Raw genomic sequence first — 18,321 nt, forward strand, 5'->3', positions numbered from 1 at the left:
TCTGCGTCGGCCGGGGGACGCCTCCCCCTGGGGCCGTTCCCGGCTTCGAGCCACCTGCGTGGCGGCGGCGACGGCCGGTGGGGTGGGCGCGCAGTGCGCTCATAGGCAGCTGGACATCGCGGGTCCACGGCCCGGGCGACCCCCTACGAAGACGGCCCGCGTCTCCCGCTCACCTTCGCCACGAGTGCGGCTGCGGCCGGGGCGGGGGCCACCGGCAGGCCGGCGAGTCGTCGTCAGCCGCGGGCCGCACGGGCAGGCGAGCGTCCGGCGGGATGCGGCACCGACGGAACCACCCAGGGTGCGGCGGCTTCCCCCGCAGCCGGCCCCCGACCACGCGCCCTACCGTGACGGCGCGCGGAGGGGCCCGGCGGGCCCCGGCGCCGGACGGGTGTGGGTCAAACGCGCGTCGCCGCCGTAGTGGGCCAGCAGCCGCGGATCCATCACCCGGCGCCACAGCGGCGGCACCCACGCCAGAACGATCATGGCGGCGTAGCCGGCGGGCAGTTGCGGGGCCTCGTCGAAGTGACGCAGGGTCTGGTAGCGGCGCAGCGGGTTGGCGTGGTGGTCGGAGTGCCGCTGGAGCTGGAAGAGGAAGAGGTTGCTGACCGTGTTGTCGCTGTTCCAGCTGTGCCGGGGGGTGACCCGCTCATAGCGGCCGTCCGCCCGCCGCTGACGCAGCAGCCCGTAGTGCTCCAGGTAGTTCACCGACTCCAGCAGGCCGATCCCGCATACCGCCTGCAGCAGCAGCCACGGCAGCACCGCCGGGCCGAAAACGGCGCCCAGAACGCCGAAGAGAGCCGCGGACAGTGCCCAGGCGGACAGCACGTCGTTGTGCCGGCTCCAGGTGCGCCGCCCGCGCCGCCGGAGGCGGCGCCGCTCCAGTACCCATGCGGAGCGCGCGCTGCCGAGGACGGTCCGCGGCAGGAACAGCCAGAAGCTCTCCCCCCGGCGGGAGCTGGCGGGGTCCTCGGGTGTGGCCACGCGTACGTGGTGGCCGTGGTTGTGCTCGACGTAGAAGTGCCCGTAACCGCTCTGGGCGAGTGCCAGACGGCTGAGCCCGCGTTCCAGCCGCTCGCGCTTGTGGCCCAGTTCGTGGGCCGTGTTGATGGCCACGCCGGCCACCACACCGGTCGTGGCCGCCAGTCCGATCGCCCCGCCCACGCCGAGTCCGCCGCCCGCCCACTGCCCACACGCCCAGACGAGGGCGGCGAACTGCAGCGGCAGGTACAGGTAGGTGCACCAGCGGTAGTAGCGGTCCTGCTCCAGGCGGCGCATCGCCGCCTCGGGGGGATGGGAGCCGTCCACGCCGGCCACCAGATCGAACAGCGGTACCAGAACGAAGGCGAAGAACGGCCCCCACCACCACAACGCGGCGACACCCGTGAGGTGCACCAGGGCGCCCGCCTGCCACGGCAGGGTGGGAACGGCGAGCGCCAGGGGCCACCACAGACGTTTGGGGTCACGCCAGCGGGCATCGTCGGCATCGCGGCTCATGGCACCGGCTCCTTCGTCGGGATGCGTGCTTCCGCCTCTCCCGCCCGGGTGAAGGCGGAAGCACGCGGTGGGGGGCACTCAGACTGGCATCCCGCCCGAGCGGCTGACAAAGGTGGCGCCGTGTCAATATTCTAACGACCCGTCAGAATTCGGAGTGGGGTCTCACACATGCAGCAAGCCCGCGGGCCAGAGCGTCAAGTCCCGGTCGGCGCGGAGCAGTCGAGGAACTCGGCGCGTTCCGCGCAGCCCCCCGACCCGCCTCGCGTCGCCTGGCGCGCACAGATGCGCCGACGGGTGCTCGACGAGGCGTGGACGCTGGCCGCGCAGCGCGGATGGGACCGGGTGCGGGTGGCCGACCTCGCCCAGCGCGCCGAAGTCTCCCGCCCCTCTCTCTACGCCGAGTTCGGCGACCGCGCGGGCATAGGCCAGGCCCTGGTGCGCCGGGAGGCCGAGCGTTTTCTCACCGGCCTGGCCGACGTGCTGGACCGGCACCGCACCGACGTGGGCCTCGCCCTGCAGGCAGGCGTCGCTCACGCCCTGGACCAGGCCGAGCACAACCCGTTCATCGAAGCGGTGCTCAACGCCGCCAGGGGCGGCACCGACGCCCTGCTGCCCTTCCTGACCAGCCGCCCCGAGCCCGTCTTCTCCGGAGCCTGGACCCTGGTGTGCGCATGGTTGGGCGACGTGCTGCCCCAGGTGGACGACGACCGGCGCACGGAGGCCGCCGACCTACTGGTGCGGCTCAGCATCAGCCACATGCTGCTGCCGCCCCCCGAGCCGGGCACGGCACCGGCCCGCGTGGCCCGAGCGGCCTGTGCCGTGCTGGGGATCGCGCCGCCGCCCGCACCCCCGCCCGGGCACGGACTGACGACGTGATCGCAGACGGGCGACGGGGGAACGGCAGCCCCCTGCACGCACAAGGCCGGCCCGGCGTCGAGCGCTGTCGCGGATGCGGCGCACGGACGTCGCGCCATGTCCGCCTGTTCCGGGGGGTCGTCCTTCCCGCACCACCTGACGCTGCGGCGCCGTCTGGCCGGGGTGTACCGGCTCTACGGCGAGCCCGCCGAGGCCGGGCGCTGGATGTACCTGGAGGAGGACCGCGGCGCCGGCGAGACGACCGCTTTCGAGGCGCGGTACGCCTCTCCCGGGCGGCGGATGAAGGCACTGGCCTGGCGCGGCCCCGAGACGGAAGCGGCCACCGCCTTCGCCCGGGAGCAGCCGGCCTCGGTACGGGCCGCCTGCGCCGTCGAACGGGGACACCCTGTCGCCTGGGACGAGCCCGCCTCCTGCGGGGACACCGTGGGAGAGGAACGCGAGGCGCCCTGGGGGCCGTTGACGGCCGGCGGGGTGCTGGCGGGCGCCGGCTGCCTGGTGGCGGCCCTGGTGTTCCTCGCGATCTGGGTGAACGGGCTTATCGCCCTCTTCGGCTGACCCGGGGCGTGGGCGGGGGCGGAGGCGACCGCCTCTGCGGCTCCCGGCATGAGCCGGGCCGCACGGTTCGCCGTCGGTCGTGGCGCGGGGGGAATACGGCTGCCGCGCCCGGTCTTTGAAACGCGGTGGCAGGTCGGCGTCTTCGGGCGTGCGGCCTGTGCCGGGTCTGGTCAAGGACGAGGGGGATGCGGTGAGCGACGTGATGCGGGCGGTGCGGTTTCACGAGTACGGCGGGATCGAGGTCCTGCGGGTGGAGGAGGTGGAGCGGCCGGTGCCCGGTCCCGGGCAGGTGCTGGTCGAGGTCCGCGCGGCCGGGATCCAGCCGGGCGAGGCGCACATCCGCACGGGCGCGCTGCACGATCGCTGGCCGGCGGTGTTTCCCTCCGGGCAGGGCAGCGATCTCGCCGGTGTCGTCGTGGAGAGCGGCCCGCACGTGCGGGGCTTCGCGGTGGGCGACGAGGTGGTGGGCTTCACCCACCGGCGGGCCAGCCATGCGCAGTTCGTCGTGGTCGACGACGTGCATCTGGTCTTCCGTCCGGCGGGCCTGGACTGGGACGTGGCCGGGGCGCTGTACGTGGCCGGCACGACCGCCTACGCCACCGTGTTCGCGGCGGACCCGGGCCCGGGCGACACCGTCGTCGTCTCCGGGGCGGCGGGCGGGGTGGGGTCGCTCGCCGTGCAGCTCGCCCGGCGGCACGGTGCCACGGTGATCGGGCTGGCGAGCGAACGCAACCACGCCTGGCTGAAGGAGCACGGCGTGCTCCCCGTCGCGTACGGGCCGGGCGTGGCCGGGCGGATCCGTGAGGCCTGCGGCGGCAGGGTCGACGCGTTCATCGACACCTTCGGCGACGGCTACGTGGCCCTGGCGGTGGAGCTGGGCGTGCGGCCCGAACGGATCAACACGATCTCCGACTGGCAGGCGGCGGCCGAGGTCGGCGCCCGGACCTACGGCGAAGGAGCGGCGGCGAGCGCGGTCGTGCTCGGCGAGCTGGCCCGGCTCGCCTCGCGCGGACAGCTGGAGGTGCCGATCGCCCGCACCTACCCGCTGGAACAGGTGCGCGATGCCTTCCGCGAGCTGGAACGACAGCACACCCACGGCAAGATCGTGCTCCGGCCCCAGGAGAAGTCCTTCTGACCGGGCGGGCGTGGGGGCGGGCGTGGGCAGGCCTCGGCTTCCCGGTCCGGTACGCGGGCGGCCGGCGTCCGTTCGTGAAAGCGCGGCCGGATGCTCTACAGGGGGCGGCGCCCGCTGACGGCGCCGCCGGGGTCGTCCGCGAGGGCGATGCGGACGGTGATGCGTTTGCCGAGCGACTCGCGTCGCGCTTCGAAGCCGCGCGCGACGGCCATCACGATCTCCAGGCCGTGCTGGCCGACCCGGCCGGCGTCCGCGGCCCGGGCCACCGGCAGCACCGGACAGGCGTCCCACACCGCGACCTCGACCGTGTCACCGGTGATTGCCAGGTCCAGCAGCACCGGTCCGGGGGCGTACTTGCGGGCGTTGGTCACCAGCTCGCTGACCACCAGCTGGGTGAGGTCCATGGCGCGCTGGGAGACGGGCAGGCCGTGTTCGGCCTGGACCCGGGTGAGGAACGCGGCCGCCAGATGACGGGCCCGGGCGATGTCCGTACCGTCCCCGACCAGGGCCGCACCGGTCTTGAGCACCGGCCTGCCCAGCTCCGCGCCGTCCGCCGGCGCCGGGTCCGGTTGTCTTACGAGCGTCATTCGCCCCCCTCGTCGCAGCATCCCGGCGCGTGTACCCGCGAAGCCGTGGTTCATGTCCGGGGATGTTTGTCAGCGCTGCTCCTCACGGAGCCGGGCCATGACGGCCTCCAGCTCCTGGAAGGCCTTGTCCTCGTCCTGTGGCGAACTGCGCTGAGTCCGCAGGAGGCTGTCCCGGCCGGCCCGCATGCGGGCGTAGAGATCGAAACGACGCAAGGCTTCCTCGATCAGATCGTTCGAGGCAGGACGCTGAGGCGGCACGGGGTGGCCTTTCGGGCATGACGGTCGGATACGCCGACCAGACTTCCCGGCACCCCACACGCCTCCCGGCGTGACGCGAGCACCCTACCCGCCGTCCGCCCCGGCGCGTGACCCGCTGCGGGGCGCCGAGGCGCCGATGGTGTGGGCCGGTGCCGTCTGCCGTGGCCGCCGTCGCCGCAGCGGTGGCGGTGCTGTGGCGGTGCGGTGGCGGGAGGCGCGGGGTGGCCGCTTCACGCCGGATCACGCCGGATCGGGGTGGGGCGGGTGGGTGACGCGCAGGGCGAGGAGGGCGATGTCGTCGCCGGGCGCGTCGCCCGCGACGCGGTCGGCGATCGTCTCCAGGAGTTCCTCCAGCGGCCAGTCCTCGCCCTCGTGCAGGAGGGCGCAGGCGCGCTGGATGCCGGTGTCGATGTCCTGGCCGGGGCGTTCGACGAGCCCGTCGGTGTAGAGCAGGAGGGTGGCGCCGACGGGCAGGTGCAGGCGCCGCTGGGTGCGGTGGCGGCCGTGCAGGCTGGGGTGGAGCAGCAGGTCGTGGTCGTCGAGGTGCTCGCAGGAGGTGCCGGGCCGGGCGAGCAGGGGGGCGGGGTGGCCGGCGTTGGTCCAGGTCAGGGTCCAGCCGTCGGCGGCAGGGGCGAGATGGGCGTGGACGAGGGTGCCCGACAGGTCCAGGCCCAGTGCGGTGTTGGCGCTCTCCAGGGCCTGTACGGCGGTTGCGGGGCCGCCGTCGGGGTGGTCGTGGTCGGCTTGGCGGAGCATGCTGCGGGCCTGTCCCATCAGGGTCGCGGCGCGCATGTCGTGGCCGGTGATGTCGCCGATCGTCACCGCCAGCGTCGCGGTTTCGCCGCCGGGGCACGGAGCGCGGTCGAGGGGGTAGGCGTCGTACCAGTCGCCGCCGACCATGTCCTGCGCGGCCGCGGGACGGTACAGGGCGGCCGTGGCCAGGCCGTCGACGGCGGGCAGGTCGGTGAGCATGGCCTCCTGCAGCCGGCGGGCCACGTCGATGCGGTCGTCGAGGAACTGGGCCCGCTCCAGTGCCTGCGCGGCGTAGCCGCTGACGGCGTACAGGACGGCGCGTTCGGCCACGTCGGGCCGGTGTTCGGTGTCCCAGGCCAGGGCCAGCGCGCCGAGCGTGCGGTGGGTGCCGGCCAGCGGCAGGCACACCATGGAGGCGAAGCCGAGGCTCTCCCAGCGGGCGGCCGCGTGCCGGCCGTAGGCGGCGCGGACCTCGTCGACGCCGTGCACCTCCACCAGGCGTTTGTCCCGCACGGCGCGGGCCGTGGGCCAGGCGCCGTCGTCCGGGTCGACCTGCGGCGCCTGCGGGTGGGCACGCGCCGGTCCGCGGGCCCGGCCGGGACGGGGCGCGGGTTCGAGGCTGAAGCCGACGTAGACCGGTTTGAGATCGCTGGTGATCAGCTCACCGACCTGGGTGCGGACCTCCTCCACCCCGGCGGTGTCGGCCAGGACCTCCGAGGCCCGCAGCACCAGTTCGGAGCGTGCCAGCAGCGCGGCGGTCTCGGCGCGGGCCTCCTCGGCCTGCCGGGAGACGATCCGCAGCCGCAGTTCCGCCGTGCACGCGGCGGCCAGGTCCTCGAGCGCCTGCACCTCCCGCTCGCTCCACCGGCGGGGCCGGGTGTCGACCGCGCACAGCGCGCCCAGGACGGTGCCGTGGGGGTCGGTCAGCGGCATGCCCGCGTAGCCGGCCGCGCGCAGGTGGGTGACCACCGGCCCGCTGCGCGTGCGCGGGTCGGTGCGGGCGTCGCTCACCACCAGCGGGGCGCCGGAGCCGACCACCAGCGCGCACAGGGAGTCGGCCAGTGCGGCCTGCCGGGACACCGACCACGGCCGGCCGGCCCCGGCCATGCCGGGGAAGACCTGCCGGCCGTCCTCGGCGAGCGCCACCAGCGCCACCGGCACGTCCAGCACGTTCGCGACCAGCCGCGCGAAGCGGTCCATGCCCGCGTCCGCCGACGCCGACAGACCGGTGCGTGCCAGTGCGGCCAGCCTCCTGGTGCGAACCGCGTCCTTTTCGCCCGCCACTGCCTACGAGACCTTCCCTGCCGTCGTGCCGCGGAACACCTGACAGCGTAGACAGATACCCCGAGACCGATCAGGCACCTACCGCACGGCCGGGAGGTGTTCCCCGGACCGCGTTCGGGTCCGGCGAGGCCCGCCGGGCGGTGCCCAGTCGCACGGTTTCCGTACGCCATCGGCACGGTTCGGGGCAGGAGGCAGGGTGGGGTGGGCGTGTCCGGCGCACCCGAGCAGGCGTGCGAGCAGGCGCCCTTGGCTATTCGTAGGTGGACAGGGCCAGGCCGAGGCCGAAGAACGTGGGGGCCCATTCCCCGACGAAGATGCCCCACCGGTCGGCACGCTCCTCGCCCTTCTTCTCCACTTGGAGGGAGGCGGCCCAGGAGATGACGCTCAGGCCGATGGAGACGAATGCGGCGGCGTAGGCGTGCTCGGCTCGGATGCCGGATTCGTGCAGCTTCTTGACGATCATCGCGGCTGGCTCCCTGATTCGGCGTGGGGTGACGGTTCAGTCTCATCGCAGCCGGCCGGACTCGGCGAGTGCTGAGAGACCGTTCGGTCCTCTCCCGCAGCGCACACGCCATGGGCGTGCCTGAACCTGGGCCGGGAGCCGGGCGGGGGCTCTCAAGCGGACCGGCGGCAAAAGCGGCTCACGTCTTCGGTCTCCGCGTCCACTGCGGCCCGGGTCCCGGGCGGCAGCGGTGCGAACGCCCGTACCGTGATCGAGCGGCCCGCGTCGCGGCGCGCCCAGGTGGCCACCACCAGGCCGTCGGCGACGACCGTGGGCCGGATGACTCCGCCTCCCGGCCAGACGTCGGCCTCGTGCGCCGCCGGGACGCAGGCTTCGCGACTGCGGTAGCCGAGCAGGTAGTTGTCCAAGGCGGGGAGCATCCGCACGTCCGGAGCGCCGGGAGCGCCGGGAGCGTCGGGCGGGTACTCCCGTTTTCCCGCCCGTGCGGCGAGCGTGGTGAGGTCGCCGTCCGCGGTGATCGCGGCGGCCCGGGCCAGCGTGTTCCAGGCCCGGCGGGCCCAGGAGAGCGGCAGCCCGGACCAGACGGCGAAGTCCTGCGGGCCGGCCGGCGCGTGTGCGGCCAGGTAGCGGCGGGCCAGCTCGGCAAGAGCCGCGTCCCCGTCCGCCTCCCGTCGGCCGCCGCCTCGGGGCAGCCAGTCGTCGAGCAGGACATAGGTGGCCTCACCGGCGCGGCGGGGGCCGTGGCACAGGACGCCGGTGAGTGCGGCGTGGCGGATCAGGTGGAAGGGCGCCTGTCCATCGGGTGGGATGCCGAGAGGGGTGAGGTGGCCGGTCAGCTCGGCCCGGGTGAGGGGGCCGTGCGTGGAAAGGACCTGCCGGATGAGGTGGTCGGCGCGCCGGCGCAGCTCCTCGTGCAGGCCGAGCTGGTGGTAGCGGCGGCCGGTCGCGGCAAGGATCCGGGGGGCGAGCAGGGCCAGGAGCGGGCGGGCGTCCTCACTGCAGACGGTGTGCAGGGTGCCGCGCAGGTACCAGCCGCGGACGATGCTGCGCTCGTCCTCGTACGCCGCGCGGACGGCGGGGGCGGTGATGTCCGCTCCCCTGGCCCGGATGCCCAGGTCGGCGGCCATGGCGTCCTGGGCCTGCAGGGCGCAGACCCGGCGGACGACCGCCTCGGCCGTGGCCTCCCGCACCCCGCCGGCCAGGGCCTGGGCGCAGGCCCGTCGCAGGCGGACACGGTCGTACTCGGGCATCAGGGTTTTCCTCGTCCGGCGCGATCCTCCTTGCGGGTGGGGAAGGGGGGCGGTGGGGCTAGTCGTCCTCGATGGGGCGCAGGGCTCCGGGGTCGCCGAACACGATCATGGTGTCGCCGGCCTGTACGGCGGTGTCGGGGTCGGGGTTGGGTTCCAGGGTGCCGTCGGCGCGGCGGATCAGCAGGGGCAGCGCTCCCCCGCAGGCCTGTCGCAGGGGCCGGCCCACCAGGCGGGAGCCGGTGTCGAAGCGGATCTCCTCGATCCGGACGTCGGAGCTGCCGGCCCGGGTGAACTCCAGGAAGTCCACCACGTGCGGGCGGACCGCCAGCAGGGCCATCCGCCGGCCGCTGGTGATGTAGGGGGAGACCACGCTGCTCGCGCCGGCGTGGGTGAGGCGTTCGGCCGAGGCCGCCTCCGAGGCGCGCGAGACGATGGCGAGCGAGGGGTTGAGGGAGTGGGCGATCAGGGTGATGTAGACGTTCTCGGCGTCCGAGTCGACCGCGCAGACCAGGCCGCGGGCGTGTGCGATGCCCGCGCGGCGCAGCACCTGTTCGGAGGCGGCGTTGCCGATCAGGTAGGGCGCACGCTCACGTTGCAGCTGCTCTTCCAGGGCGGTTTTGTTCTCGATGACGACGAAGGGGACGCCCTCGGCCTCGAACTCGCGGGCCACGGCCTGGCCGACGCGCCCGTAGGCGCAGACGATGAAGTGGTCGCGCAGCGTGTCGATGCGGTGCTGCATGCGCCGTTTCCTTCCCGCGGGCCCGAACCGTCCCTCCACCAGGGCCGTGCCGATCAGCCCCAGGACCGCGACGAAGAGGGCGACCCCCACCACCGCCAGCGCGGCGGTGAAGAGCTTGCCGGCCTCGGTGAGCCGGTCGGCGCCGGAGAAGCCTTCCGTGGTCAGCGTCATCACCGTCATGTAGACGGCGTCGGGCAGCGAGAACCCGAACAGCGTGTACCCGCCGACGCCGGCTGCGAGCAGCGCCAGGAGGGCGAACGCCGCCAGGAGCACTCGCCGGCCTGTGCGTGGCGGCCACACAGCACCTCCTGACCCTCGCCCTTTTGTCTTCAGTGTCCTCGCCGGGCCCCGGGCAGCAACACGGAAAGACGGCGCTGCGGCGCCGGACCGGGGCCGGGCGCGGGCGAGGCCGGGCGGGGCCGGGCGGGGGACGTGGAGTGTGCGGTGCATGTGCGCCGTGCGGTCGTCTGCGTGTGCGGTCGTGTGTGTGCGGCCGGTGGGTGTGTGCGGCCGGTGGCGCGACGGTCCGGAACGCCCCCCGGGGGGTCAGTGCAGGATGCTGACGGCCCGCGCGATCACCAGGAGCGAGGTCAGCAGGGCGGCGATGCTCTGGATGCTCATCATGGCTTTGGCGCGGGTGGACAGGGGCATGGTGTCGGTCGGGCTGAAGGCGGTGGAGTTGGTGGTGGACACGTACAGGTAGTCCACCAGGGTGGGGACCCAGTCCGAGGTGGCGCTGGCTCCGTCGGCGACTTCCTGGACGGCGTCGTCGTTCTCGTCCTGGGAGAAACGGAAGTCGGCCAGGGGCAGGGCGGAGCGGGGTGCCTGGGTGCGGCTGACCGGGCCGCCCCGGTCCAGTTCCCAGTAGGCCAGCCCGAAGACGATGATGTTGGTGAGCCACACCTGCAGTGCGGCCACCAGCAGGGAGCGGCCGTCCTTCACCCCGGCGTACACCAGTTCGTGGATCAGGATGGCCAGCGCGACGAGGTTGCTGATGGCGATGACGCCGACGAGTGTCAGCGACAGCACGCGGAACGTCTTCGTCTGCCGGGTCAGCCGTTTGGGGTTGATCGCGATGAGCGGGATGAGCAGCAGGCACTCCAGGGCGGGCAGCACGTACCGGGGAGCGATCAGGAGCCGCTGCGGCAGCAGCAGGTACAGGGCGATCGCGGCGAGGGTCGCGACCACCGCCGGCAGCCGTGCCTCTCCCCTGCGCTCGTGCCGGGGATGCCGGGTGCTCGCTTGTGTCCGCGTACGTGCCATGCCACCCGGCCTTCCGGTCGTTCCCCGCACGAACCGTGCCACGGCGCCTCGTGCACCCGCACGGTGGCGCCGCAGCACGTCCAGCAGGTACCCCGAAGTCTGCGGCCCGTGCCTGCGGCTGTGGCAACCCGGCGGCCGGGGAAGGGGGCAGCGCGAAGTCCGCGCCGGTTGGTTCCTCGGCGCGGACTTCGGGCGGAGCGGAAGGGGCCGGGTCAGACGCCGGGGATGCGGGCGCAGACGGCGGTGACGGTGACCTGGACGGGGAACTGGCTGGCGTTGCGCAGGGTGCCCCGCCAGGTGCGGCTGCTGGTCGGCTCGGTCTCCATGAGGTACACGCCGCTGCTGATCAGGGGGGTCTCCGAGACGCCGCCGCCCGTGACCACCGTGCCGGAGGGGCAGGTGGCGGTGATGGTGCACAGGCCGTCGGGGTTGCACGTCTGGGTGTTGGACACCTGCACGTAGCGGGGATGCGGCTGGGCCTGCTGGTGATGAGCCGGAACGGCCGCCGCGGCGGGAGTGACCGCGCTCAGGGCGAAGAGAGCCGGCAGGGCCGTGAGGCCGGCGGCCCACACACCTCTGTAGCGGGGAAGCGGACTGAAGCGGCGTCCGGCGCGCATGGCTGACCTGCTTTCTGTGACGAACTGTGCACTGCGTGGGGAGGCTTGGCGGCCCGGATGCGGGCGCCTTGCTCATGGTGCGCCGGGCACACCGGCAAGCAGAACAGACACACCCATATCAGCATCTTGTTGGGCCAACCGTGGTCCCACCGTGTGCAGGACGGCGTCGCCCGGGTCGCGCCTCTCCCCCGGTGTCACCGGCGTCCGGCTGCGCGAGCGGTCCCCTCCTTTCGCCGCCCCGGCGGCCACCTTTCGGCCGCCGGGGCGTAGACCGGCGGCCCTGTGCCGTAGACCGTCGGCGGACGGCCCTGCCCGGGCGGCCCTGCCCGGGCGGCCCGGGGCAGGGTGGGCCGTATGCAGAAGCCTGATGAGTGGGTGCACAGGGGGCGGGGGCTCACCCGGGCCCGGTTCCTCGCCGGGATGGCCGCCCGCGGGGGTGGCCGCGGGCGGGCTGACGGCGGGTGCCGCCCCAGCGGCGGGGGCGCGGGCGGCGGGGGCGCGGCCCGGGCTGCGGCACCGGGGCGTCGTCTACCCCGTCGGCGAGGGCGGGACGCCGGGCACCGTCTTCCGTGCGGCCCGGATGCGGCGGGACGTGGCCGTGATCCGCGACCGGCTGCACGCCGAGACCGGCCGCTGTACCGCCCGGCTGAGCCGTGCGGAGCCGTGCGGAGTTCGGGGGGGGCGTGGGAGGGAAGGCGTGCTACCGGCGGACCGCCGAGACCAGTCCGCCGGGGCCTTCCTCGTGGCTCGGCGGGGTGCCGGCCGGGCGGCCGTAGGCGGCGGCGCGTTCGCGCAGGGTGTGGGTTTCGGCGTCCCAGCCGTGGCCGGCCAGCCAGCCCACCGGGTCGTCGGGCATCTCCGAGACCCACAGGGACGCCGCCGACCCCGGAGCGGCGTCCGCGCCGAAGCGCTCGATGACGCCGCGTGAGCCCAGGGTGAGCCCCATCCGGCTGCCGGGCGCCGACCGTGCGCCGATCCGGGACAGCAGCAGGTCCACCGCGTCCCTGGGCAGGTAGATCAGCAGTCCTTCGGCGATCCACACGGTCGGTGTGGCCGGGTCGTGCCCCGCGGCGGCCAGCGCCTGCGGCCAGTCCTCGCGCAGGTCCACCGCGACGGGGATCCGGCGGCAGCGCGGGACGGCCTGTTCCTGGCGCAGCACCTGGTCCTTGAAGTCCAGGGGTTGGGCGGTGTCGACCTCGAACAGGCGGGTGTCCTCGGGCCAGTCGATGCGGAAGGCGCGGCTGTCCATGCCGGCGCCGAGCAGCACGACCTGGCGGATCCCCGACGCGCATGCCTGGTGCAGCAGGTCGTCGAGGTACTTGGTGCGGATGACGATGGAGAAAGCCACGGCCAGCCGGCGGCGGCGTGCGGCCTCGTCGCCCTGGGGCGGTGGGGGCGAGGAGGGCCACAGGCCGCCCGCGGCGGCGAAGGCCCGGGCCAGCGGGTCACGGAAGAGCGGGTCCGCCCGCTCGGTCTCCAGTGCCCGCACCCGGGCCACCCCGACCGCCGTGGCCCACACGCCCGACGGCTGCACCCCCACCCGCTCCCGCACCCGCTCCCGCACCCGCTCTGGCGCCGGCTCCGGTTCTGGCTCCGGCGCTTGCTCCGGTTCTGGCTCGGGCGCTTGCTCCGGCTCCGGCGCTTGCTCCGGCGCTTGCTCCGGTTCTGGCTTCTGCTCCTGGGTCATCGCGCCAGCCTAGGCGGCGTGACGTGGTGTCAGCCGGGCAGGCCGGCGGCTCCTGCCGCGCCGCCCAGGGCTGCTCAGGGGCACGGTCTGGGGGGCGAGGGCCGGTGGTCGGGGCCCAGGGCGTGCACGGTGGCGAGGTCGGTGAGACCCGAGACGGTCAGGACGGGCTCCAGCAGGGGGGTGACGAGGAGCTGAAGCCGGTCGGCGTGGGCGAAGAGCACGCTCAGACCCGCGCTGTCGAGATATTCCACCCCGGTCAGGTCCACCACGACGGGGCCCGCGTGTGCGTCGAGGGCCTCGGCGAGGGAGCCGGCGTTGCTCATGTCGATCTCACCGGCGACCGTCAGGCACACGGTGCCGTCCGGGCGGCGGCCGGAGGTGAGGGTGAGCGGGGTGGTCATCAGGAGATCCTCATCTGCATGTCGACGGTGGTGCCGGACGGGCCGGGTGTGATGGTGACCTGCTCCATCATGGCCCGCATCAGGGTGATCCCCCGGCCGCGGTGGGTGTTGCGCTCGGGCTGGGGGGCCTTCCACAGGCCGCTGTCGGCGACCGTCAGGCGCAGGTGGTCGACCAGGGCTTCGGCCCGCAGCCGCACGGCCTGGCCGGGGGCGTGGCGGTGGCCGTGCTCGATGGCGTTGGCGCACGCCTCGCCCGCGGCGACGAGGACGTTCTGCACATCGCGCGGGGGCAGTTCGCACTGGGCGAGCCAGCTGCGCAGGGCCTTGCGCACGGGTGCGAGCTGGGCGGACTCGGCGGGGAAGGACACCTGCAGCGGGGCCGGGTGGCGGTAGAGCAGCAGGGCCACGTCGTCGTCGTAGCCGCCGTCCGGTGCGAGCCGGGCCATGATGCGGGTGGCGAGGTCGTCGACGGGCACGTCACGGCCGTCCTGCACGGCGGCCCCGGCCTGGTCGATGCCGTCGCTGAGCGGGCGGCGGCGTCGTTCGACGAGCCCGTCGGTGTACAGCAGCAGGGTGGCCCGGGCGGGCAGGGTGCACGAGGTCTGCGGGCGGTCTCTGCCCGGCCGTACGGCCAGCGGCAGCGAACGTCCTTCTTCCAGCAGGCGGGTGGTGCCGTCGGGGTGGGCGAGGATGCCGGGCGGGTGGCCGGCGCTGGAGTAGGTCAGCTCGCCGGTGCCGGGGTCGAGGACACCGCAGAAGACGGTGGTGCACAGGGCGCCGGGCACGCTCGCGGCGAACTGGTCCAGGGCCATCAGCGTGCGGGCGGGGCTGGGGTCCTGCAGCATCAGGGCGCGGCAGGCGCTGCGCAGTTGCCCCATGACGCTGGCCGCCTGAAGGCCCCGGCCGACGCAGTCGCCGACGACGATGCCGATGCGTCCGTCCGCGAGGGCGACGGTGTCGTACCAGTCGCCGCCCACCTCCAGCGGGCGGGTGGCGGGCTCGTAGCGCACGGCGAAGCCGTCGGGGAGCTGGGCCGGTCCCAGGATGGCGCGTTGCAGGGCGAGGGCGGTCTCGCGCTGCTGGTCGATCTGGTGGGCGCGGACCAGGCCCTGGGCGAGGTGCCCGGCGAGCAGGGAGAGCAGCAGTTGGTCCTCGGCGGTGAAGGGCCGGTGTTCGCCCAGGTCGATCCAGCAGGCGAGCGGGCCGTCGGGATGGTCCAGCAGGACGCCGGCGCCGGTGTCGTCGGCGAGGGGGGTCAGGGTGGGCCGCCCGCGCAGCCGGGTGAGCAGTTCCTGGTGCCGGGCGGGCAGATCCTGCCAGTGCAGGCCCGGGTCGGTGGCGGTGAGCAGGGGTGCGTCGGCGCGGGTGAAGAGGGCGGCGACCACGCTGCGCGCACGCCAGAGGGATTTGAGCCTCTCCAGCGCGCCGGCGAGGGCTTCGGGCAGGCTGGCGGCCGTGGACAGCGAGGTGCTCAGGGCGGCCAGGGCCGCATCGCGCTGGACGGCGTAGTGCTCGGCGGTGACGTCCCGGAAGGTGCCGACGGTGACCTGGCGTCCGGTGTCGGGGTCGCGGGCCTTGTTGTAGGTGACGGTGACCCACAGGCGGTGGCCGTCGCGGTGGCGGACCGGGACGGTGTAGGAGCCCTGGGGGTTGTGCAGGAGGTCGGCGAAGGCGTCGCCGACCTGGTGGTGGGCCTCGGGGTCGGTGGCGGCGTCCGGCCACCAGGGCTGGACGGGTGCGTAGGGCAGGTCCTCGGGGCCGTAGCCGAGGATGTCGGTGAAGGCGGTGTTGATCTCCACGACGGCGCCGGACTCGTCGCAGACGAAGAACGCCTCCTGCAGGGAGTCGATCAGCGCGGTGCGCCAGCGCACGTGGTGGGTGCGCAGGCGGGCGAGGTGGACGCTGGCGCGTACCCGGGCCAGCAGTTCGGCGGCGGCGAACGGTTTGACGAGGTAGTCGTCGGCGCCGGCCTGCAGTCCCTCGATCGACGCCTCCTGCCCGGCCCGGGCCGACAGCAGCAGCACCGGCACCGAGGCCGTGCGGGTGTCACCGCGCAGCCGGGACAGCAGCGCCAGCCCGTCCAGGCGGGGCATCATCACGTCGCTGACGACGAGGTCGGGGATCTCACGGCGGGCGGAGTCGAGCGCTTCGACGCCGTCCCGGGCGGCGGTGACCTCGTACCCGGCGCCGGTCAGCAGGCGGGTGAGGTACTCGCGCATGTCGGCGTTGTCGTCGGCGACCAGCACCCGGGCCGTGCCCGCAGGCCCCGGCGGTCCCACAGGCCCCGCAGACCCCGCAGGCCCCGGCGGTCCCGCAGGCGCGGGCGTGTCCCCCACCGTGGCCCCCGGGCCCGCACCGGCGGGTGCGGTGGCGGACGGGGCGACGGTGGGCGAGGTGGCGGGTGCGGTGCCGGGCGGGGTGCCGGGCGGGGCGGGGGTGTTGCCCGGCAGCGCACCGGCGGGTGCGGCGCCGGACGGGGTGGCGGGTGCGGTGCCGGGCGGGGTGGCGGGTGGGGTGGGGGTGTTGCCCGGCAGCCAGCGCAGGGCCTCCTGGACGTAGGGGTCGGCGCCGGCCGAGCCGGCGGTGCCGCGGCCGGCGGGCATCACGCAGTCGGCGGGCAGGTGCGCGGTCCCGAACGCCAGCCGGATGGTGAAGGTGGTGCCCTCGCCCTCGGTGCTGTGCGCGCCGATCGTGCCGCCGTGCAGGCCGACGAGTTCGCGCACCAGGGCCAGCCCGATACCGCTGCCCTCGTTGGAGCGGGCGCGGGCGTACTCGATGCGGTGGAAACGCTCGAACAGCCGCGGCATCTCCGCCTGCGGCACACCGATCCCGGTGTCGGCGACGGTGACCACCGCATGGCCGCCCGCCCGGCGCACCGCGATACGCACCGATCCGTCGAAGGTGAACTTCAGCGCGTTGCTCAGCAGGTTGAGGACCACCTTCTCCCACATGCCGCGATCGACGTACACCGGTTCGTCCAGGGGCGGGCAGTCCACCTCGAACACGAGGTGGGCGCGGTCCATCGCCGAGCGGAAGACACTGGCCAGCTCCGCCGTGGCGGCGGCCAGATCGACCGGCTCGAAGCAGGCCTGCATCCGGCCGGCCTCGATCCGGGAGAAGTCCAGCAGCGTGTTGACCAGCTTGCCCAGCCGCAGCCCGTTGCGCACGATGACCTCAACTTCGCGCCGTACGGGCTCCTCCGCACCGGCCAGACGGGTGCGCAGTTCCTCGGCCGGACCCATGATCAGGCTCAGCGGGGTGCGGAACTCGTGGCTGATGTTGGAGAAGAACGCGGTCTTGGCCCGGTCGAGTTCGGCGAGTTCCTCCGCGCGCCGCTGCTGCGCCTCGTAGCTGCGGGCACTGCCGATCCCTGAGGCGATGTGCCCCGCGGTCAGCTCGACGAAGCCCCGGTAGCCCTCGTCCAGCACGCGGTACCGGTTGAGCGCCGCCACGAAGAACCCGTAAGGGGCACTGCCCTGCTGCAGGAGCGGGACCACGAGAGCCTGCACGGGGGGTTCGGGCCAGTCACCGGCGGGCAGGCCGGCGAACACGTCCCCGGCCAGCGGCACCAGCACCGCCTCGCCGGCGGCCAGGGCCGCGACGGGCCACACCGTCCCGGCACCGGCGGCATCGGCGGCATCGGGGGTGTCCGGCACGCCGGGAGTACCGGGGGCGCCGAGGGCGCCGGGCGCGTTGTGGCTGCCGGGCGTATCGGGCGCGGCGGGGGCACCGGGCGTATCGGGAGGCGGTGAGCGCGCCGCGGGTGTCAGGCGCGCCGGGGCTGCCGGGGGTGCCGGGCGCGCCGGGGGTATCACGGGCGGGCGCGCCGGGGGCGTCGGGCGCGTCGGGGGTGTCGGGCGCGCCGGGGGTGCCGGGCGTCTGGGACGGGAGGGTGGCCGGGGCGGCTGGGAGGGTGGCTGGGAGGGTGGCTGGTGTGGCCGGGTGGCCGGTGCCGATACCGGTCGCCCCGGCCAGCCGGGCGGTGTCCTCGTCGAACAGGTAGGTCAGGGTGAAGGGCAGGTCCTTGCGGTTGCGGGCCAGCTGCCGGTCGGCGAAGGCCAGCACCTCCTGCTCGGTGCGGATCACGCTCGGGTCCGAGCCCAGGTCGCGCAGCGTGGCCATGCGCCGCTCGCCGATCACCCGGTCGGTGTCCTCGCTGACCACGCACAGCATGCCGACGACCGTGCCGGTGTCGTCGCGCAGCGGACTGTAGGAGAAGGTGTGGTACGTCTCCTCGCTGTAGCCGGAGCGTTCCAGGAACAGCAGCAGTCCCTCGTCCCAGGTGGCCTGCCCCGTACGCAGCACGGTCTGGATGCGGGGGCCGATGTCGTTCCAGATCTCCGCCCACACCTCGTTGGCGGGCCGTCCCAGCGCCCACGGGTACTTCCGTCCCAGGGTGTCGCGCCGGTAGGCGGCGTTGCAGAAGAAGGTCAGCTCCTCGCCCCAGGCCATCCACATGGGAAAGCGGGAGGACAGCAGGATGCTGACGGCCGTCTGCAGGCTCTGGGGCCACTGCCGCGGCGGGCCGAGCGGTGTGGCCGCCCAGTCCACCCGGGCCAGGTCACGGCCCACCTCCCGGTCGGCGGTGAACACGTCACCGGCCGCCTCCTCAGGCTGCGGTCGGCGCCCCGGCTGCTGTGCACGCTCCACCAGACACCCGTCCCTTTCGTACCCCGCCCACCCTGGTGGACATCCCCGACATCTGCCACACGCACGCGTCTCACAACGGCGTGCCTATGCCCTGCCTGCCCCCGGAATGCCACCTGATGCCCGGTCCCCGTCCCGCCCCGTCCCGCTCCCGTCCGCCCCTCGCACGGTCGACGGTTTCCCGGCTCCGGCCGGCATTCTTCCGGAGCCCTCGAACGCCCGGCCGACCAGAGGAAGTTCCGGCTTTCCCCAGGCGGGCACTCGCGCCCGCGGCGGATAATCCTGGCGGGCAGCAAAAGACCCGCGGCGAAC

15 protein-coding genes and 1 pseudogene are annotated in these 18,321 nt (G+C 74.3%); 3 read left to right on the forward strand and 13 right to left on the reverse strand.

What is annotated here, in order from left to right; genetic code table 11:
• Nucleotides 1-339: 339 nt before the first annotated feature.
• Nucleotides 340-1,494, reverse strand: a complete 1,155-nt coding sequence (locus tag B446_RS00630) for an alkane 1-monooxygenase (protein ID WP_020937457.1) — start codon at nt 1,492-1,494, stop codon at nt 340-342.
• Nucleotides 1,495-1,776: 282 nt separating this feature from the next.
• Between B446_RS00630 and B446_RS00635 the strand changes: the two genes are divergently transcribed.
• From B446_RS00635 to B446_RS00645, 3 genes are all read left to right on the forward strand, one after another.
• Nucleotides 1,777-2,370 (forward strand): TetR/AcrR family transcriptional regulator, encoded by a 594-nt coding sequence (locus tag B446_RS00635; protein WP_158506723.1) that lies wholly within the window; start codon nt 1,777-1,779, stop codon nt 2,368-2,370.
• A gap of 96 nt (nt 2,371-2,466) precedes the next feature.
• Nucleotides 2,467-2,925: a DUF6584 family protein gene (locus tag B446_RS00640; protein ID WP_020937459.1), complete on the forward strand. Its 459-nt coding sequence runs from the start codon at nt 2,467-2,469 to the stop codon at nt 2,923-2,925.
• 202 nt (nt 2,926-3,127) lie between these two features.
• Nucleotides 3,128-4,060 (forward strand): NADP-dependent oxidoreductase, encoded by a 933-nt coding sequence (locus B446_RS00645; protein ID WP_106960646.1) that lies wholly within the window; start codon nt 3,128-3,130, stop codon nt 4,058-4,060.
• Between the two features lie 95 nt (nt 4,061-4,155).
• Here the strand turns inward: B446_RS00645 and B446_RS00650 are convergent, their stop codons facing one another.
• The 12 genes and pseudogenes from B446_RS00650 to B446_RS37935 all read right to left on the reverse strand — a co-directional run.
• Entirely contained in the window at nt 4,156-4,647 is a 492-nt protein-coding gene (locus tag B446_RS00650) for an ATP-binding protein (RefSeq protein ID WP_020937461.1), read from the reverse strand.
• Between the two features lie 69 nt (nt 4,648-4,716).
• Nucleotides 4,717-4,860: a hypothetical protein gene (locus B446_RS37910; protein ID WP_162473327.1), complete on the reverse strand. Its 144-nt coding sequence runs from the start codon at nt 4,858-4,860 to the stop codon at nt 4,717-4,719.
• 285 nt (nt 4,861-5,145) lie between these two features.
• The gene (locus B446_RS00655) at nt 5,146-6,942 is read right to left on the reverse strand and encodes a SpoIIE family protein phosphatase (RefSeq protein ID WP_020937462.1); all 1,797 of its coding nucleotides are present in this window, start codon (nt 6,940-6,942) and stop codon (nt 5,146-5,148) included.
• A gap of 250 nt (nt 6,943-7,192) precedes the next feature.
• Nucleotides 7,193-7,405, reverse strand: a complete 213-nt coding sequence (locus B446_RS00660; protein ID WP_020937463.1) for a hypothetical protein — start codon at nt 7,403-7,405, stop codon at nt 7,193-7,195.
• A 152-nt stretch (nt 7,406-7,557) separates the two neighbouring features.
• Nucleotides 7,558-8,655: a winged helix DNA-binding domain-containing protein gene (locus B446_RS00665; RefSeq protein WP_020937464.1), complete on the reverse strand. Its 1,098-nt coding sequence runs from the start codon at nt 8,653-8,655 to the stop codon at nt 7,558-7,560.
• 58 nt (nt 8,656-8,713) lie between these two features.
• Nucleotides 8,714-9,667, reverse strand: a complete 954-nt coding sequence (locus B446_RS00670) for a potassium channel family protein (RefSeq protein WP_020937465.1) — start codon at nt 9,665-9,667, stop codon at nt 8,714-8,716.
• A gap of 273 nt (nt 9,668-9,940) precedes the next feature.
• Nucleotides 9,941-10,657 (reverse strand): DUF1345 domain-containing protein, encoded by a 717-nt coding sequence (locus B446_RS00675; protein ID WP_043474429.1) that lies wholly within the window; start codon nt 10,655-10,657, stop codon nt 9,941-9,943.
• A 212-nt stretch (nt 10,658-10,869) separates the two neighbouring features.
• Nucleotides 10,870-11,274: a hypothetical protein gene (locus B446_RS00680; protein ID WP_020937467.1), complete on the reverse strand. Its 405-nt coding sequence runs from the start codon at nt 11,272-11,274 to the stop codon at nt 10,870-10,872.
• A 700-nt stretch (nt 11,275-11,974) separates the two neighbouring features.
• The gene (locus B446_RS00685) at nt 11,975-12,793 is read right to left on the reverse strand and encodes a class I SAM-dependent methyltransferase (RefSeq protein ID WP_043477071.1); all 819 of its coding nucleotides are present in this window, start codon (nt 12,791-12,793) and stop codon (nt 11,975-11,977) included.
• A 242-nt stretch (nt 12,794-13,035) separates the two neighbouring features.
• Nucleotides 13,036-13,362: an STAS domain-containing protein gene (locus B446_RS00690; protein WP_020937469.1), complete on the reverse strand. Its 327-nt coding sequence runs from the start codon at nt 13,360-13,362 to the stop codon at nt 13,036-13,038.
• The gene (locus B446_RS40020; protein ID WP_237751098.1) at nt 13,362-17,018 is read right to left on the reverse strand and encodes a SpoIIE family protein phosphatase; all 3,657 of its coding nucleotides are present in this window, start codon (nt 17,016-17,018) and stop codon (nt 13,362-13,364) included. Before B446_RS40020 ends, B446_RS00690 begins: the two co-directional genes overlap by 1 nt.
• A 262-nt stretch (nt 17,019-17,280) precedes the next feature.
• A pseudogene (locus tag B446_RS37935) lies at nt 17,281-17,820 on the reverse strand (PAS domain-containing protein); the annotation flags it as partial.
• Nucleotides 17,821-18,321: the final 501 nt, after the last annotated feature.

This window comes from Streptomyces collinus Tu 365, assembly GCF_000444875.1.
GTDB classification, from domain to species: domain Bacteria; phylum Actinomycetota; class Actinomycetes; order Streptomycetales; family Streptomycetaceae; genus Streptomyces; species Streptomyces collinus_A.

Excerpts from the sequence above, each read along its gene's own strand:
- B446_RS00640 (WP_020937459.1), top strand. The coding sequence starts at position 2,467 with ATGTCCGCCTGTTCCGGGGGGTCGTCCTTCCCGCACCACCTGACGCTG.
- B446_RS00630 (WP_020937457.1), bottom strand. The coding sequence starts at position 1,494 with ATGAGCCGCGATGCCGACGATGCCCGCTGGCGTGACCCCAAACGTCTG.
- B446_RS00650 (WP_020937461.1), bottom strand. The coding sequence starts at position 4,647 with ATGACGCTCGTAAGACAACCGGACCCGGCGCCGGCGGACGGCGCGGAG.
- B446_RS00690 (WP_020937469.1), bottom strand. The coding sequence starts at position 13,362 with ATGACCACCCCGCTCACCCTCACCTCCGGCCGCCGCCCGGACGGCACC.
- B446_RS00680 (WP_020937467.1), bottom strand. The coding sequence starts at position 11,274 with ATGCGCGCCGGACGCCGCTTCAGTCCGCTTCCCCGCTACAGAGGTGTG.
- B446_RS00675 (WP_043474429.1), bottom strand. The coding sequence starts at position 10,657 with ATGGCACGTACGCGGACACAAGCGAGCACCCGGCATCCCCGGCACGAG.
- B446_RS00665 (WP_020937464.1), bottom strand. The coding sequence starts at position 8,655 with ATGCCCGAGTACGACCGTGTCCGCCTGCGACGGGCCTGCGCCCAGGCC.
- B446_RS00635 (WP_158506723.1), top strand. The coding sequence starts at position 1,777 with ATGCGCCGACGGGTGCTCGACGAGGCGTGGACGCTGGCCGCGCAGCGC.
- B446_RS00645 (WP_106960646.1), top strand. The coding sequence starts at position 3,128 with ATGCGGGCGGTGCGGTTTCACGAGTACGGCGGGATCGAGGTCCTGCGG.
- B446_RS00660 (WP_020937463.1), bottom strand. The coding sequence starts at position 7,405 with ATGATCGTCAAGAAGCTGCACGAATCCGGCATCCGAGCCGAGCACGCC.